Annotated in this window: 19 protein-coding genes; 10 read left to right on the top strand and 9 right to left on the bottom strand. The window is 58.0% G+C overall.

The genetic code is table 11. From position 1 onward, the window contains the following. Positions 1-3 precede the first annotated feature (3 nt). Positions 4-762 (top strand): peptidoglycan editing factor PgeF, encoded by a 759-nt coding sequence (gene pgeF, locus ACP15P_RS08665; protein WP_424928072.1) that lies wholly within the window; start codon positions 4-6, stop codon positions 760-762. Between the two features lie 3 nt (positions 763-765). Here pgeF and ACP15P_RS08660 read toward each other — a convergent pair whose 3' ends face one another. Beyond that, positions 766-1,269: an Lrp/AsnC family transcriptional regulator gene (locus ACP15P_RS08660; protein WP_424928071.1), complete on the bottom strand. Its 504-nt coding sequence runs from the start codon at positions 1,267-1,269 to the stop codon at positions 766-768. Positions 1,270-1,446: 177 nt separating this feature from the next. Here ACP15P_RS08660 and trxB point away from each other — a divergent pair, with 177 nt between their 5' ends. Then, a complete protein-coding gene (gene trxB, locus ACP15P_RS08655; RefSeq protein WP_424928070.1) occupies positions 1,447-2,415 on the top strand; it encodes a thioredoxin-disulfide reductase in 969 nt (322 codons plus the stop codon). Positions 2,416-2,460: 45 nt separating this feature from the next. Here the strand turns inward: trxB and ACP15P_RS08650 are convergent, their stop codons facing one another. Then, positions 2,461-2,688 carry a DUF1150 family protein gene (locus ACP15P_RS08650; RefSeq protein ID WP_424928069.1) on the bottom strand — a complete coding sequence of 76 codons (228 nt, stop codon included), beginning with the start codon at positions 2,686-2,688 and terminating at the stop codon, positions 2,461-2,463. 16 nt (positions 2,689-2,704) lie between these two features. Further along, a complete protein-coding gene (locus ACP15P_RS08645; RefSeq protein WP_424928068.1) occupies positions 2,705-3,124 on the bottom strand; it encodes an Hsp20 family protein in 420 nt (139 codons plus the stop codon). Between the two features lie 170 nt (positions 3,125-3,294). Between ACP15P_RS08645 and ACP15P_RS08640 the strand changes: the two genes are divergently transcribed. The 3 genes from ACP15P_RS08640 to ACP15P_RS08630 all read left to right on the top strand — a co-directional run bounded on the left by ACP15P_RS08640 (position 3,295) and on the right by ACP15P_RS08630 (position 5,125). Continuing rightward, a complete protein-coding gene (locus ACP15P_RS08640) occupies positions 3,295-3,513 on the top strand; it encodes a YdcH family protein (RefSeq protein ID WP_424928067.1) in 219 nt (72 codons plus the stop codon). 66 nt (positions 3,514-3,579) lie between these two features. Further along, on the top strand, positions 3,580-4,068 hold the full coding sequence (gene purE / locus ACP15P_RS08635) for a 5-(carboxyamino)imidazole ribonucleotide mutase (protein ID WP_424928066.1): 489 nt from the start codon (positions 3,580-3,582) through the stop codon (positions 4,066-4,068). Further along, positions 4,061-5,125, top strand: a complete 1,065-nt coding sequence (locus ACP15P_RS08630; RefSeq protein ID WP_424928065.1) for a 5-(carboxyamino)imidazole ribonucleotide synthase — start codon at positions 4,061-4,063, stop codon at positions 5,123-5,125. The genes purE and ACP15P_RS08630 overlap by 8 nt, the downstream gene beginning before the upstream one ends. A gap of 5 nt (positions 5,126-5,130) precedes the next feature. Here ACP15P_RS08630 and ACP15P_RS08625 read toward each other — a convergent pair whose 3' ends face one another. The 3 genes from ACP15P_RS08625 to groES form a co-directional block, all read right to left on the bottom strand. Beyond that, on the bottom strand, positions 5,131-5,472 hold the full coding sequence (locus ACP15P_RS08625; protein ID WP_424928064.1) for a DUF2853 family protein: 342 nt from the start codon (positions 5,470-5,472) through the stop codon (positions 5,131-5,133). A 262-nt stretch (positions 5,473-5,734) separates the two neighbouring features. Further along, complete coding sequence (gene groL / locus ACP15P_RS08620; RefSeq protein ID WP_424928063.1) at positions 5,735-7,387, bottom strand: chaperonin GroEL; 1,653 nt, start codon at positions 7,385-7,387, stop codon at positions 5,735-5,737. A 41-nt stretch (positions 7,388-7,428) separates the two neighbouring features. Next, positions 7,429-7,740 carry a co-chaperone GroES gene (gene groES, locus ACP15P_RS08615; RefSeq protein WP_424928062.1) on the bottom strand — a complete coding sequence of 104 codons (312 nt, stop codon included), beginning with the start codon at positions 7,738-7,740 and terminating at the stop codon, positions 7,429-7,431. Positions 7,741-7,957: 217 nt separating this feature from the next. Between groES and ACP15P_RS08610 the strand changes: the two genes are divergently transcribed. After that, complete coding sequence (locus ACP15P_RS08610) at positions 7,958-8,836, top strand: TIGR01459 family HAD-type hydrolase (protein WP_424928061.1); 879 nt, start codon at positions 7,958-7,960, stop codon at positions 8,834-8,836. Positions 8,837-8,885: 49 nt separating this feature from the next. Here the strand turns inward: ACP15P_RS08610 and ACP15P_RS08605 are convergent, their stop codons facing one another. Together ACP15P_RS08605 and ACP15P_RS08600 are read right to left on the bottom strand one after the other, a co-directional pair. Beyond that, positions 8,886-9,176, bottom strand: a complete 291-nt coding sequence (locus ACP15P_RS08605) for a DUF1244 domain-containing protein (protein WP_424928060.1) — start codon at positions 9,174-9,176, stop codon at positions 8,886-8,888. Continuing rightward, positions 9,169-9,951: an N-formylglutamate amidohydrolase gene (locus ACP15P_RS08600; protein WP_424928059.1), complete on the bottom strand. Its 783-nt coding sequence runs from the start codon at positions 9,949-9,951 to the stop codon at positions 9,169-9,171. Before ACP15P_RS08600 ends, ACP15P_RS08605 begins: the two co-directional genes overlap by 8 nt. A 302-nt stretch (positions 9,952-10,253) precedes the next feature. Here ACP15P_RS08600 and pyk point away from each other — a divergent pair, with 302 nt between their 5' ends. The 4 genes from pyk (at position 10,254) to ACP15P_RS08580 (ending at position 13,926) form a co-directional block, all read left to right on the top strand. Then, the gene (gene pyk / locus ACP15P_RS08595) at positions 10,254-11,711 is read left to right on the top strand and encodes a pyruvate kinase (protein ID WP_424928058.1); all 1,458 of its coding nucleotides are present in this window, start codon (positions 10,254-10,256) and stop codon (positions 11,709-11,711) included. 306 nt (positions 11,712-12,017) lie between these two features. Then, positions 12,018-12,473: a MaoC family dehydratase gene (locus ACP15P_RS08590; RefSeq protein WP_424928057.1), complete on the top strand. Its 456-nt coding sequence runs from the start codon at positions 12,018-12,020 to the stop codon at positions 12,471-12,473. 26 nt (positions 12,474-12,499) lie between these two features. Continuing rightward, the gene (locus ACP15P_RS08585) at positions 12,500-13,444 is read left to right on the top strand and encodes a bifunctional riboflavin kinase/FAD synthetase (RefSeq protein WP_424928056.1); all 945 of its coding nucleotides are present in this window, start codon (positions 12,500-12,502) and stop codon (positions 13,442-13,444) included. Beyond that, positions 13,441-13,926 carry a YcgN family cysteine cluster protein gene (locus ACP15P_RS08580; protein WP_424928055.1) on the top strand — a complete coding sequence of 162 codons (486 nt, stop codon included), beginning with the start codon at positions 13,441-13,443 and terminating at the stop codon, positions 13,924-13,926. Before ACP15P_RS08585 ends, ACP15P_RS08580 begins: the two co-directional genes overlap by 4 nt. A 4-nt stretch (positions 13,927-13,930) precedes the next feature. Here ACP15P_RS08580 and ACP15P_RS08575 read toward each other — a convergent pair whose 3' ends face one another. Continuing rightward, positions 13,931-14,533 carry a 2-hydroxychromene-2-carboxylate isomerase gene (locus ACP15P_RS08575; RefSeq protein WP_424928054.1) on the bottom strand — a complete coding sequence of 201 codons (603 nt, stop codon included), beginning with the start codon at positions 14,531-14,533 and terminating at the stop codon, positions 13,931-13,933. Between the last annotated feature and the right edge of the window lie 22 nt (positions 14,534-14,555).

The raw sequence follows: 14,555 nt of genomic DNA, 5'->3' as shown, positions 1-14,555 counted from the left end.
CACATGACACTGGAAATTTTAACCGGCGAAAGCCTGGGCAACATCCGGCACGGCTTCTTCACCCGGCGCGGAGGGGCGTCCTCCGGTATATATTCCGGGCTGAACTGCGGATATGGGTCGGGTGACCAAAGCGGTGTCGTCTCCCTGAATCGGTCCATGGTGGCGGAGGCCATGCGGGTCCACTCCACAAATCTTCTGTCCCTGCATCAGATTCACTCTTCAACAGTCGTGACCGTCGACCCGGACAATTTTCCCGTCCGCCCCAGGGCCGACGCCATCGTAACAGACGAACCCGGTATTGCCCTCTCAGTCCTGACCGCAGACTGCGCGCCGGTTTTGCTGGCTGATCCCGATAACGGCGTAATTGGGGCTGCACACGCCGGATGGCGCGGTGCTCTTGATGGCGTCACGGACAACACCATCGATGCGATGGTCGCGCTGGGCGCCAACCGGGACGGCATACAGGCCGCGGTCGGTCCCACCATCAGCCAGCGCAACTACGAAGTCAGCCAGGAGTTTATGGAGACCTTCCTCGAAGAAAATCCGGCCTATTCCATGTTTTTCGTCAATGGACGTGACGGCCACTATCAGTTCGACCTGCCATCTTTCGTGGTTGCGAAACTGCGAACGGCTGGAGTTGATGACGCCATTTGGATCGGAGCCTGCACCTATGCCGAGCCGGACCGATTTTATTCTTACCGCCGCTCGACGCATCTCAAGCAGCCCGATTACGGCCGCCTGATATCCGCCATCGTTCTCTAGGGACTATTCCTGCGCGTCGGAAACGCGCGCGTCATACACCTCAAAGGGAATGCCAGGGGTGTCCTTTGCACAGCGTATCACAAGGCTGGTCTTCACACTTGCGACGTTTGGCGCGGAGGTCAGGTCGTGTGTCAGGAAATTCTGAAATGTTGACAGGTCGGGTGCCACGCATTTCAGTATGAAATCAATCTCACCATTGAGCATGTGGCATTCCCGCACGAGCGGCCAGGAATTGGCGCGTTTCTCAAATGCCGACAGGTCGCACTCCGCCTGGCTTGAAAGGCCAACCATGGCAAAAACCTGTACCTCAAACCCAAGCTCCCGGGCATCCACATCCGCATGGTATCCGCGAATGAATCCCTGCTCCTCCAGTGTCCGGACACGTCGCAGACAGGGCGGGGCTGATATCCCAACCCTGCGCGACAGTTCAACATTGGTCATCCGTCCATCCCCCTGCAGTTCCGCGAGGATTTTCCGGTCAATGGGATCAAGCTTGAAGGTGGGCATACTCAGTGATATCCATACGTCATCTCCCTGTTGGTTATAATCGTGCGTGCGGAAACGCAATAATATTTCGCGCAGATCACTTAATATGAAACGGCTGCAAATTGCAGCAAGCCTGCTTCACACCCGGACAACAGACGCCTATATAGACCGTTCACTTCACCAAAAGGCTTCAGGTCCATGTCGGAAACTCGTCACACCAGACTTCTCATCATCGGGTCCGGTCCGGCCGGATATACCGCCGCCGTCTATGGGACGCGTGCAATGCTGGAACCGATTCTGGTTCAGGGCATTCAGCCGGGCGGCCAGCTGACCATCACTACAGAGGTCGAAAACTGGCCCGGCGATACCGAGGTTCAGGGGCCCGAACTCATGGTCCGCATGGAAGAGCACGCCCGTGCCGCCGGGACCGAAATCATTGGCGATCACATTGGCTCACTGAACCTGTCATCCCGACCTTTCACAGCGAAGGGCGAAAGCGGCACGACCTATACCGCCGACGCGGTCATTCTCGCGACCGGCGCACAGGCCAAATGGCTTGGTCTGCCGTCCGAGGAAACTTTCAAGGGATTTGGCGTATCCGCATGTGCAACCTGTGACGGCTTTTTCTTTCGTGGTCAGGAAATCGTCGTCATTGGTGGCGGCAATACTGCTGTTGAGGAAGCGCTGTTCCTGACAAACTTCGCCAGCAAGGTGACGCTGATTCATCGCCGCGACGAACTGCGTGCCGAGAAAATCCTTCAGAACCGCCTTCTCAAGCACCCCAGGATCGAAACCCTCTGGCACCACACGCTGGAAGAGGTCGTCGGCAGCGACAATCCCCGCGGCGTGACGGGTGTGAAGGTGCGTGATGTTCGCGACGGCACGGTCTCGGAGCTGCCCTGTACGGGTGTTTTCGTGGCCATCGGTCACGCCCCGGCGTCCGAGCTCGTCGTTGATCAGCTGGAAACGCACAATGGCGGCTACGTCTACACGAAGCCCGATTCCACCTCGACCAGCATCGACGGCGTGTTTGCGGCCGGAGACATTACCGACCACATCTTCCGTCAGGCGGTCACATCCGCCGGTATGGGCTGCATGGCCGCTCTGGAGGCGGAAAGATTTCTCGCATCGCTGGAAGAGCCGGTCGATGAAGTCGCCGCCGAGTAGTCCGGCACAAAAAAGGGCAGGAGTTTTTCCTGCCCTTTTTTTGTATCAGTGAACGCTTACCGGTGAAAATTCGTTGCGTCGTGCCATGACGAACGCCTGATCTCTGTCACCGACCAGTGCCAGAACCTCTCCGGATTCGGCATGAACGGCGTACACTTTGGCCAAGCCGCCTATCTGGTCGCGGATTTCCTGCGGCAGATCGGTTGCCTTGACGTCGCGAACGTAAACGATCGATTTGTCTCCCTTATCGGGAAAGCTCGGGTAATCAGTCATTTTGACCTCCTGACTGTCAACTGCTCTTGCCGTTGATCTTGATTGTCTGGACGATGCTCTCAGGCTCTACCCTTTTGAGTTCGACGTGCAGGAGGCCGTTTTCAAGATGCGCTCCCGTCACGTCCACGCCATCGGCGAGAACGAAACTGCGCTGAAACTGTCTGCCTGCGATTCCCCGGTGCAGAAATATCCGTTCACCCTCGTCGTCCTTCTGGCGACCACGGATCACCAGCTGGTTCGATTCGACGGTAATGGTCAGATCTTCTTCGGCAAATCCGGCCACGGCGAGCGTGACGCGATACGTCGCCTCATCCCTCTGTTCGATATTATACGGAGGGTAGCCCTCATTGCCGGTTTTGACCGTCCGTTCGACCAGCCGGTCGAGATTCTCAAAACCCAGCAAATAGGGATGGGAGGCGAAAGTTACCTTGGTCATTCATCCAAGTCCTTGCAAAAGCGACTCTGTTTTGATGGCCCCTTACGGCGACCAACTGCATTAAAGATGGTATTGATGTCCCCAAAAAACAAGGTCTTCAACCGGGCTGCCACCGTTGCCGCGCATTAAATGATCGTTATACTTCACGCGGTATTGCCAGGATCATGCACATGAACAATCCTCCCACGATGCAGCGCGCGGACGTATTGCGCATTCGGCTGGACATGCTTCAGCGCGAACACCGTGACCTGGACGAGGCGATCGCCGCACTGGATACGGAAGGGCGGGCCGACCCGCTTGCCGTGCGTCGGCTGAAAAAGCGCAAACTGGCGTTGAAGGACGAGATTCAGCGTATCCAAGACGAGATTTTCCCCGACATCATTGCCTGAACCCGGATTGCACCCATACGCTCCTGATTGTATAGCGCCTTTTTGGCGGTGAGGAGCGTCCACGAAATGAACAAACCTTTGGTAGGCGTCGTAATGGGCAGCCAGTCCGACTGGGAAACCATGGCCGTTGCCGTGGACATTCTTGAGGCGCTGGAAGTCCCCTATGAGACCAAAATCATTTCCGCTCACCGCACACCGGACCGCATGTTTTCCTACGCTGAAACGGCGGCGCAGCGAGGCGTGAACGTTATTATCGCAGGGGCAGGCGGAGCCGCCCATCTGCCCGGTATGCTGGCCTCAAAAACCCGCATACCTGTATTCGGTGTGCCGGTGCGTTCCAAGGCTCTCTCCGGACTGGATTCCCTGCTCTCGATTGTTCAGATGCCCAAGGGTATTCCGGTCGCCACCTTCGCCATCGGGCCGGCTGGCGCTGGAAATGCGGCGCTGTCGGCGGCAGCCGTGATTGCGGTAAACGATCCGACACTGGCCGAACGTCTCGACGCATGGCGTGCCGCGCAGACCGAAAGCATTGCGGAGGAGCCGACCCGTGACTGACGCACTTCCCACCGGCAGCCGCGTAGGCATACTCGGCGGCGGACAACTGGGCCGTATGCTTTCGGTCGCGGCCTCCCGCCTTGGAATGACAACCCACATTTTCGAGCCAGGAGCAAACCCGCCCGCCGCTCATGTGGCGGACAAGGTGACGCAAGCGGGCTACGACGATTTGGCCGCACTGGAGGCGTTCGCCCGCTCCGTCGACGTCGTGACCTACGAATTCGAGAACGTCGAACTCTCTGCCGTGGACGTTCTGGAACCGATCGTGCCCGTGAGACCTGGCCGCCGCGCCCTCGAGGTCGCCCAGGACCGTATTGCCGAGAAGGAGTTCCTTGCCGGTATGGGCCTGCGTCCCGCGCCGTTCCGGAACGTCTCCAGCCTCGATGACCTCCGGGAGGCCATTGCTGAGATCGGTACACCCGCGATCCTTAAGACCCGTCGCTTCGGCTACGACGGCAAAGGTCAGGCCCGCATCAAATCGGCTGAGGACGCTGCCGGCGCGTGGGAGGCTGTCAACGGCGCCCCTTCGGTGCTGGAAGGTTTTGTCGATTTTGACCGCGAGATTTCCGTCATTGCCGCCCGGTCGCTTGCGGGGGAGGTCAGCGCTTACGATCCCGGTGAAAATGTCCACCGCGACGGCATTCTCCACACCACCACGGTGCCTGCGAATATCAGCGCAAGCCTCGCCCAGGACGCGGTGCTCACTGCTGGTCGCGTCCTCAATGCGCTTGATTATGTTGGTGTGATCGGTGTGGAAATGTTCGCCACAAATCAGGGTCTGATCGTCAACGAGTTCGCGCCGCGTGTCCACAATTCCGGTCACTGGACCCAGGACGCCTGTCTGACAGACCAGTTTGAAAATCACATCCGTGCCGTCTGCGGCTGGCCGCTCGGCGACGGACAGCGTCATTCAAATGCGGAGATGCTGAACCTGCTGGGGGATGACGTGTTCACTGCTCCGGCACTTACCGGCGCGGCGGTCCATCTCTATGGCAAGGCCGAGGCGCGGCCCGGGCGCAAAATGGGGCACGTCAACCGCATCACGCCACGGACCTGACCGGTTCAGCCGTAGACGTTTTCCTTGCCGAAGTGTTTGGTGAGGAGATAGTAGATCACCGCCCGGTACTTGTTCCGGTTGGATTTGCCGTAGGTCTCAATCGCCGCATTAATTCCCGCATCGAGTTCCGGACCGTCTGACAGGCCCAGCTTCTTCATGAGAAAGTTGTTGCGGATGGTGTTGAGTTCCGATTTTTGGGACGCGGCGACCGTGGCTGCGTCAGCGTTATAGATCGACGGCCCAAGTCCGATCACGACCTTCTTGAGCAGATCCATATCGGCGCTTACGCCGCATTTGTCCTTTAGTTCGGACGCATACATTTCAATCAGATCGTCCCGCTTGCCCATTGGTCTCTCCCGGATTTTCTCGGCAACTAATTTGTTACGCCGAAACTGACCCGTCGTCGATGTTACGTCAAGAAATTCCGTGCCGGCTGGGATGGTTCAATCGACATCCTCAACAATGACCGAACCGCTTAGGGCTCCCCGATTTGCGAGTAGGAAGGGTCAAGTGCATAGAATTCGAAACAGATTCTACGGTTGGGAAAAAGCGCAAAAAAAACGGGAGCCCGAAGGCCCCCGTTCCTTATAATTGACCGTATGGGTCGGCTTACATCATGCCGCCCATGCCGCCCATTCCACCCATGTCCGGCATTCCGCCGCCACCGGCAGCGCCTTTGGGCTCCGGTTTGTCGGCGATCATTGCTTCGGTGGTGATGAGCAGACCGGCAACCGATGCAGCATCCTGCAGAGCGGTGCGGACAACCTTGGCCGGGTCGATTACGCCGAAGGAGAACATGTCGCCATATTCTTCGGTCTGAGCGTTGAAGCCGAATGCGTCATCAGTGGATTCGATGATCTTGCCGGCAACTACGGCACCGTCAACACCGGCGTTCTCGGCGATCTGACGCAGCGGAGCCTGCAGAGCGCGGCGAACGATGCTGATGCCTGCAGTCTGGTCGGAGTTTGCGCCGGTCAGGTCGGCCAGTTTCTTGGAGGCCTGTACAAGGGCAACGCCACCACCCACAACAACGCCTTCCTGTACGGCGGCGCGGGTTGCGTTCAGAGCGTCGTCAACTCGGTCCTTGCGCTCTTTTACTTCCACTTCGGATGCACCGCCAACGCGGATCACGGCAACGCCACCGGCCAGTTTTGCGAGACGCTCCTGGAGTTTCTCACGGTCGTAGTCGGAAGAGGTTTCCTCGATCTGCTGACGGATCTGGGCAACGCGTGCCTCAATCTCGGCTTTCTCGCCAACACCGTCAACGATCGTGGTTTCGTCTTTGGTGATTGTAATCTTGCGTGCGGTGCCGAGCATGTCGAGACCGACATTTTCAAGCTTCATGCCGAGATCTTCGGAGATAACCTGACCACCGGTCAGAACAGCGATGTCCTGCAACATGGCTTTGCGGCGGTCGCCGAAGCCAGGTGCTTTAACCGCTGCGATTTTCAGACCGCCGCGCAGTTTGTTCACGACGAGGGTTGCGAGGGCTTCGCCGTCAACATCCTCAGCAATGATCAGCAGCGGTTTGCCGGACTGGATAACGGTTTCCAGAAGCGGAACCATCGGCTGCAGTGATGAGAGTTTCTTCTCGTGCAGCAGGATATAGCAGTCTTCCAGATCTGCGATCATTTTGTCGGCGTTGGTGATGAAGTAAGGCGACAGATAACCGCGGTCGAACTGCATGCCTTCAACAACTTCGGTTTCGGTTTCGAAACCTTTGTTTTCTTCGACGGTGATAACACCCTCGTTGCCAACTTTCTGCATCGCGTCCGCGATCTGGTCGCCGATTTCCTTCTCGCCGTTGGCGGAGATGGTGCCGACCTGTGCGACTTCGTCGGTACCGGAAACCGAACGTGCCTTGGACTTGATTTCCTCAACAACGATGTTCACGGCCTGCTCGATGCCGCGCTTGAGGTCCATCGGGTTCATGCCGGCCGCAACGGACTTCATGCCTTCGCGAACGATGGCCTGAGCCAGAACGGTCGCGGTAGTGGTGCCGTCGCCAGCTTCGTCATTGGTGCGGGACGCGACTTCGCGAACCATCTGTGCACCCATGTTTTCGAACTTGTCTTCCAGTTCGATTTCCTTGGCTACGGTTACGCCGTCCTTGGTGATGCGCGGTGCGCCGAAGGACTTGTCGATAACGACGTTGCGGCCTTTCGGGCCCAGGGTCACCTTCACGGCGTCTGCCAGAAGGTCAACACCCTTCAGCATACGGTTGCGGGCGTCGGTATCAAATTTGAGCTGTTTAGCACTCATGTGGGAAACTCCCTAAAAACTTGTCTGGTGTGTTCGGTCGATCAGGCGGCAGCGGCAGCGGCGGACGCGGACAGAATGCCCAGGATGTCGCTTTCCTTCATGATCAGCAGGTCTTCACCGTCGATCTTGACTTCGGTGCCGGACCATTTGCCGAACAGGATGCGGTCGCCAGCCTTGACGGACATTGCGATGAGCTCGCCGGAGTCCTTGCGTGCGCCTTCGCCAACGGCAACGATTTCACCCTCGGAAGGCTTTTCCTTCGCGCTGTCGGGGATGATAAGGCCACCTTTGGTGGTCTCCTCGCTTTCAATGCGACGTACCAGTACACGGTCATGCAGAGGCGTAAATTGCATTTCGGAGTTGCTCCTTGTTGCTTTCCGTTCCCTCACGGAACGGTTTGCGTTTTCCCTTTAGCACTCCACTTGGTGGAGTGCTAACAAGGCATATTTATGAAGGGGGTCTCGACGAGTCAAGGGAAAGCTTCGGGGAAATTTTAGCGACCGGACTTTATGTTCGGCGTGTTTTCCGCTAGAGGCGGGCGCGTTGTAACCAACTTTTGCCGGAGCCGCAATGACCCAGATAATTCAATCCCTTGATGAGGTCGATCCGGGGTACAACGTACTCTTCTGCGACCTGTGGGGCTGCCTGCATAATGGCAAAGCCGCATTTCCCGATGCTGTTGCGGCGCTTGAAAAATTTCGCTCGGGCGGAGGCAGGGTGGTCCTTCTCACCAATGCCCCGCGTCCCTGGCGCTCGGTCCGAACGCAGATCGACCGCCTCGGTGCCTCACGCGAATGCTGGGACCTGATCGTCACGTCCGGGGATGCCGCGCAGACCGCCATGGCCGATGGTTTTGTGGGTCGCAAGGTCTATCACGTTGGTCCTGAGAAGGATCTCGTCTTTTTCGAGGATGAGAACGGCAAACCATTTGATGTGGGACTCGTTCCGCTGGACGAGGCCGAAGGTATCGTCTGCACCGGGCTTTTCGATGACCGGTCCGAAACCCCGGAGGATTACCGGGCCACCATCCTCTATGGCGTAAACAAAGGTCTGAAACTTCTCTGCGCCAATCCGGATGTTATCGTCGATGTGGGTGAGACCCGGATCTATTGCGCGGGAGCCATTGCGGCGGCCTATACCGAGGCGGGCGGACAGAGTTACTACTTCGGTAAACCTCACGCCCCCATTTATGATCTGGCCCGGCGGCGTCTGGAAAACGAAAAGGGAATGGACCGGGATGGGACGGATATTGTCTGCATCGGGGACGGTATATTCACGGACATAACGGGTGCGATGGGTGAGTCCCTCGATGCGATATTTGTCACCGGTGGCCTGGCCGCGGAGGAAACGGAAACCACTCCCACTTCGGGCCCCGACCCGAAACAGCTGGACCGGTTTTTGGCGGAGGCCAAACTGTCACCCAAATACGCAATGGGTTTCTTGCGGTAACAGTCCGCACAAAATGAAAGCGCCGGGCAGGTGGCCCGGCGTTTTTAAATCAGGAATGGGTATCCGCGAACTTTGCTTTCGCCTCGTCTGGGGCTTCCGTTTGATGTTTGTCGCGCCATTCGTCAAAGGGCATGCCGTAGACGATCTCGCGCGCCTGCGCCTTGTCCATATCGATGTCCCTGGCGTTTGCGGCTTCCTGATACCAGCGGCTCAGACAGTTCCGGCAAAAGCCCGCGAGGTTCATCATATCGATATTCTGAACATCGGTCCGCTCACGCAGGTGGTCCCGCAGCGCGCGGAATGCGGCGGCCTCAAGTTCGATTTCGGTCTGTTTATCCATTTTCGCTCTCCCTTGCCCGCGTCTCATCAATGATCGTTCCCAAAATCGGTGCCAGTCTTGCGGCCCAGGCCTTCTGGGTTGAAGCCGTGTCGATGAGATCGTGGCGCAGCTCAATCAAAACATGGGGAAAACCGCGATCGGTTCCGTGGCGGCTCATGGTATCGCCCTTCAGCTGACCCGAATATGGCTGATTGTCCCCAATACAAAGATCGTCCTCCCGACGAAGTCTTTCAATGAGCGGTTCGGCAATTCGTCCATCCGCGTCCCAAAGCACGCCCACATGCCATGGGCGCAATCCGCGGCCTTTCAGCTGGGGCGTATAGGAGTGAACGGATATCAGTGCGGGCTGCGGGTGAAACTCCTCGGCCCGGTCGATCAGACGCGTGACCTCGTCATGATAGGGGCGGTGGAACCGGTTCAGCCGATATTCCACATCCTCGGGCTTAACATAACGGTTGCCGGGGATGATCGTGCCGTCATAAAGCCGCATCACCAGCGTCGGATCGTCCTCGCCCCGGTTGGGATCGATCACCAGCCGCGAAAACCGCGACAGGATTGCAGGGGCGTTCATCAGCCGGGCCAACTCAACCGACACATCGGCCGCTCCGATATCCCAGGCAATATGCCTGTTCATATCCGCGTCCGGCAGGCCAAGCGTACCACCGTTCACGTCCTGTGGCACGATGTTCGAGGCGTGGTCACACAGGATAAGCGTTCCGGAGCGTACATCTCCATTAACGACTTCATACGGCTCCTCGCGGAGATTCGGTCTCAAATCATCTGGCATGGCGCGGATATATGGCCTTTTGCCGCGCTGCACCAGATGCAAGCTGCTACGGCGCTTCAGTCGAACAGCCGGTTAAGCTGTCGGTTTCATCTGCCTGGGTGGTCTTAGAAGGAAGTAATGCTGCCTTTTGGTGTGTATTCCCATGCGTCTGACAACTGGTTTGTCGGTTCGATGTGCGGTTGCGAAAATGTTCGTTTTGGTTTTCGAATTTGATCATACTGAACATATTGGGTTTGCGCACAGGGCCGAATCCCGTTAACTGCACTTAGCGAATTTTGCAGGGGCAGGACATGGCACCACTACGCAGGCAGCGAAATCTGAAGATCGTAGCAACCCTCGGACCGGCGTCGGAATCCCGGGAGATGGTGAAGGCACTCTTCCTCGCGGGCGCGGACGTGTTCCGCCTCAACATGAGCCACGGTTCACAGGAAGAGATCGCCAAACGCCACGCGACCATCCGCGAGGTTGAGGAGGAGGTCGGGCGGCCGATCTGTATTCTGGCAGACCTTCAGGGGCCGAAACTTCGCTGCGGCGTTTTCAAGAACGGCAGCGAAATGCTGGAGGAGGGTGCTTCATTTCGGTTCGACCTGGATGATGTGGAAGGTGACGAAACCCGCGTATGCCTTCCGCATCCGGAAATCTTCCAGGCCCTGAAGCCGGGGTCGACCTTGCTTGTCAATGACGGCAAAATCCGCCTGAAGGTGACAGACTGTTCCGAGAACCACGCGACAACCGAGGTGTTGGTCGGCGGTGAAATTTCCAACCGCAAGGGCGTCAATGTCCCTGACGTGGTTCTGCCACTGGCGGCCCTTTCGCCGAAGGACATCAGCGATTTGGAGTTCGTTTGTGAACTCGGCGTGGACTGGCTGGCGCTGAGCTTTGTGCAACGCGCCGCGGATGTTCAGCAGGCACGGGAGCTTGCCAAAGGCCGCGCCGCGATCCTGTCGAAAATCGAAAAGCCCGCTGCGGTCGACGCTTACGGCGAAATCCTGCGGGCCTCCGACGGCATCATGGTTGCCCGTGGTGACCTCGGCGTGGAACTGCCCGTTACCAGTCTGCCGCCGATCCAGAAGCGTCTGATCCGCAGCGCCCGCTCCATGGGTAAGCCGGTGATCGTCGCGACCCAGATGATGGAAAGCATGATCGAGAGCCCGGTTCCAACACGGGCCGAGGTTGCCGACGTTGCGGCCGCGATCTACGAGGGCGCCGACGCCGTTATGCTGTCGGCCGAAAGTGCGGCGGGCAGTTATCCGGTCGAAGCGGTCACCACGATGGACAGCGTGGCCCTGTCCGTGGAGAGCGATGACATTTACCGTCAGGTGATCGAGGCGTCCCGTACCCCGCACCGCGAAAGCGTTGCCGATGCGATTACGTCCGCGGCCCGGGAGGTCGCGGAAGCCACTAACATCAAGGCGATCTGCTGCTTTACTGAAACCGGCACCACAGCGTTGCTTGCGGCCCGTGAGCGTCCGCGTGTGCCCATTATTGCCCTGACACCGCTGGCTGGAACCGCACGGCGGCTCAGCCTGTCCTGGGGGCTGCACTGCGTCGTAACGGATGTTGTCGGCCGCTTTAAGGAAGCGGTTGTGAACGCCGCCCGGTCCGCCCGGCGCGACGGATTCGCGACCGAGAGCGAACGCATCGTGATCATGGCCGGTGTGCCGTTCAGTACGCCTGGTTCGACCAACATTCTTCGTGTTGCAGTGTGCAATGAGAAGGCAATTTATGAGGGCTGGGAAGAGGATTAATCCCCTTCGGCCCGGATTTCCGTTCGGTTTAAGCGGAAACTCTTGAAAATTTCGGCTAAGAAAGTTTCGCGCCCCTCCCTGAGGGGCGTTTTCTTTTTATGCATAAAACCATTGGGTTATGTCGTTCCCGGCTATTAGGTGCCAGCGTTGGTGCCCCACTTAAGACAATTCTCGATACTGGAAAGCAATAAAGTTATCCAAACTGAGTCATTTTATGATATAAGTTGCGCGAGGGTATTGATTTTGAAATTCCACTGCCCTACAGAATATTGCAGTGCAATGCGTAACGGATGATTGGATACGGAGATGTTGGACGGTGAATGTCGGGATCTGCCAGTTGGCACGATATATATTGAGGATCTAACGGTTGGTATGAGCCGCCGGCTCGTGAAATCCATTACTGACCGCGAGATTGGCATGTTCGCGGATCTGTCCTCCGACCATAACCCGGTGCACATGTGTGATGAGTACGCGAGCGGCACGATCTTCGGCGGCCGCATCGCCCACGGAATGCTCACCGCCGGGCTGATTTCCGCCATCATTGGTCAGCAGTTGCCGGGCCACGGTACGATCTATCTCAAGCAGAACCTGACCTTCTTCGCTCCCGTCAGGCCAAATGACCGGGTTGAGGCCACGGTTACCGTTGCGGAAATTGACCACCGCCGCAGCAGGGTTACCCTTGAATGCAAATGCCGCGTGGGCGATACGGTGGTTTTAAAGGGCGATGCCCTGGTTCTCGCACCGGCCAAGGCCGCAGACTGAAGGGTCGTTCCGGCCCGATAAGGGCAATGAAACGACAGCTTGACTACAGAAACCTGTCCGGGGACGACCGCGGAACTGCGGTCGCAATCGGCAACTTTGACGGTGTTCACCTCGGCCATCAGTCCGTACTGGCTCTCGCCCGCGCCGCGGCCGTCAGCCACGACGCTCCGTTCGGGGTCGTGACGTTTGAGCCGCATCCGCGCAGCTTTTTCCAAAAGGACGCACCGCCGTTTCGCCTTATGACGGCCGATGTTCGCGCGAGGCGTCTTGAGAAGCTTGGGGTCGAACAGCTCTATGAAATTCCCTTCAATGCCGATCTTGCCAGTCTAACGGCGGACGAGTTCGTAGAGGATATTCTCGTTGCTGCGCTGGGCATTGTGCATCTGGTTGCCGGTGCGGATTTCCGGTTCGGCAAGGGTCGCACGGGAGATGTCGATTTTCTGAAGACGGCAGGGGCGAAGTTAGGCTTTGACGTCACGGTCGCTCCACTGGTCTCAGACGGGGAGGGGGATTATTCCTCTACAGCCATTCGCAACGCGCTGGCTGATGGCGACCCGGCGACCGCCCGCCGTATCCTTGGCCACTGGCACCGGATGGAGGGTCAGGTTCAGCACGGTGACAAACGTGGCCGCAACCTCGGGTATCCCACCATCAACCTCGATCCAGACGGTCTCCACATACCGAAATATGGCGTATATAGCGTTCTCGTCGATGTTCTGACCGGTCCGCACGCCGGCACCTATGCCGGTGCGGCCTCCTTTGGCGAACGACCCACCTTTGGGAAAAACGCACCAAACATTGAGGTTTATCTGCTGGATTTCAGTGGTGACCTCTACGGCGAACTCGTTTCCGTAGCACTGGTGGACTACCAGCGTTCGGAATGGAAGTTTGATGATGTCGAGGCACTGAAATCCCAGATGGCACTCGACGTGCAAAAGGCGCGCGCCACCACAACGCCCTTTTTACCATGACGCGTCAGGATGACAGCGATCCAATAGACCGCACTGGTTTGCGGCCCGAATTCTGGCGGCGGTACCCACTTGATGAGCTTCCGCGTCGGGAGTGGGAGGCGCTGTGCGACGGATGCGCAAAATGCTGTCTTGTGAAACTCGAGGATGAGGACAGCGGTGAAGTGCATTACACCAATATCTCCTGCCGGCTCCTCGATACTGGTGCGTGCCGGTGTGGAAACTACCCGCTGCGTCGTCAGCTTGTGGCAGGCTGCGTTGTGCTGACCCGTGACAATATGGAGGAGGTGCTGCAGTGGATGCCGCACACCTGCGCCTATCGTCTGGTGTTTGATGGCCACGACCTGGAACCGTGGCATCCGTTAATCTCAGGGGACCGCAATTCGGTGGCACGGGCGGGCAAATCTCTGCCCGCAAAAACCGTGCCGGAGTATGAGGTCGACGAGGATGACTGGGAGGACCACGTCATCGAGGATTTCGGGTGAGCTTTTAACCGGCCTTCAATTCCGCCAGATGGGCATCGAGGAACGCCAGGCGGTCGTTCCCCCAAAACAGTTCATCCCCGACGATATACGTGGGCGCACCGAACACGTGGTTTTTCAGGGCTTCATCCGTATTTGCCTCAATGGTCTTTGAAGCGGCCTCAAGTGCGGCCGGATCCTGATTGGCGTCAAATCCCGCAGCCTCAAGGCATGAGGCGACCACTTCCTCATCCGCGATGTTCTTTTCCTCCGCCCAAACGGCCCGGCAAAAACCGTGGCACAGTTTCCCCGTATCGCCTCCGCCTACACTGTCCGCAACGATAATGGCGCTGCTGACCGGTACCGGATTGGTCGGCCAGTGCGCGGGCTGAACGTTCACCGGCAGACCGGCCATTTTCGCGGAGCGTGCAATGTCTTTCAGGCGGTATTTCTGCCGCGCAATGGGCCTGTCTTTTGGCATCGCCGTCCCGGTTTCTTGAAACAGGCGGATCAGATTGAACGGGCGGTAATTGATCTTTGCACCATGCCGCGCCGCAATTTCCTCAAGGCCGAGGCCCGCAGCGTAGCAGTAGGGTGACAGTGGAAAGTAATAATAGTCGATCTCGGTCATGGAGGGCTCCTGAATGAAGTTG

The organism is Amaricoccus tamworthensis, from assembly GCF_049800875.1.
GTDB classification, from domain to species: domain Bacteria; phylum Pseudomonadota; class Alphaproteobacteria; order Rhodobacterales; family Rhodobacteraceae; genus Amaricoccus; species Amaricoccus tamworthensis.
Note: the sequence above shows the minus strand (reverse complement) of the source record. Positions and strands in the feature narration are given on the sequence as shown.

Bases quoted from the DNA above. Each gene is read 5' to 3' on its own strand.
- ACP15P_RS08625 (WP_424928064.1), bottom strand. From the start codon at position 5,472: ATGGGCAAGCGGGACGATCTGATTGAAATGTATGCGTCCGAACTAAAG.
- pgeF (WP_424928072.1), top strand. From the start codon at position 4: ATGACACTGGAAATTTTAACCGGCGAAAGCCTGGGCAACATCCGGCAC.
- ACP15P_RS08610 (WP_424928061.1), top strand. From the start codon at position 7,958: ATGACCCAGATAATTCAATCCCTTGATGAGGTCGATCCGGGGTACAAC.
- ACP15P_RS08645 (WP_424928068.1), bottom strand. From the start codon at position 3,124: ATGACCAAGGTAACTTTCGCCTCCCATCCCTATTTGCTGGGTTTTGAG.
- pyk (WP_424928058.1), top strand. From the start codon at position 10,254: ATGGCACCACTACGCAGGCAGCGAAATCTGAAGATCGTAGCAACCCTC.
- ACP15P_RS08660 (WP_424928071.1), bottom strand. From the start codon at position 1,269: ATGCCCACCTTCAAGCTTGATCCCATTGACCGGAAAATCCTCGCGGAA.
- ACP15P_RS08580 (WP_424928055.1), top strand. From the start codon at position 13,441: ATGACGCGTCAGGATGACAGCGATCCAATAGACCGCACTGGTTTGCGG.
- ACP15P_RS08590 (WP_424928057.1), top strand. From the start codon at position 12,018: ATGTTGGACGGTGAATGTCGGGATCTGCCAGTTGGCACGATATATATT.
- trxB (WP_424928070.1), top strand. From the start codon at position 1,447: ATGTCGGAAACTCGTCACACCAGACTTCTCATCATCGGGTCCGGTCCG.
- groL (WP_424928063.1), bottom strand. From the start codon at position 7,387: ATGAGTGCTAAACAGCTCAAATTTGATACCGACGCCCGCAACCGTATG.
- groES (WP_424928062.1), bottom strand. From the start codon at position 7,740: ATGCAATTTACGCCTCTGCATGACCGTGTACTGGTACGTCGCATTGAA.
- ACP15P_RS08585 (WP_424928056.1), top strand. From the start codon at position 12,500: ATGAAACGACAGCTTGACTACAGAAACCTGTCCGGGGACGACCGCGGA.
- ACP15P_RS08605 (WP_424928060.1), bottom strand. From the start codon at position 9,176: ATGGATAAACAGACCGAAATCGAACTTGAGGCCGCCGCATTCCGCGCG.
- ACP15P_RS08575 (WP_424928054.1), bottom strand. From the start codon at position 14,533: ATGACCGAGATCGACTATTATTACTTTCCACTGTCACCCTACTGCTAC.
- purE (WP_424928066.1), top strand. From the start codon at position 3,580: ATGAACAAACCTTTGGTAGGCGTCGTAATGGGCAGCCAGTCCGACTGG.
- ACP15P_RS08650 (WP_424928069.1), bottom strand. From the start codon at position 2,688: ATGACTGATTACCCGAGCTTTCCCGATAAGGGAGACAAATCGATCGTT.
- ACP15P_RS08640 (WP_424928067.1), top strand. From the start codon at position 3,295: ATGAACAATCCTCCCACGATGCAGCGCGCGGACGTATTGCGCATTCGG.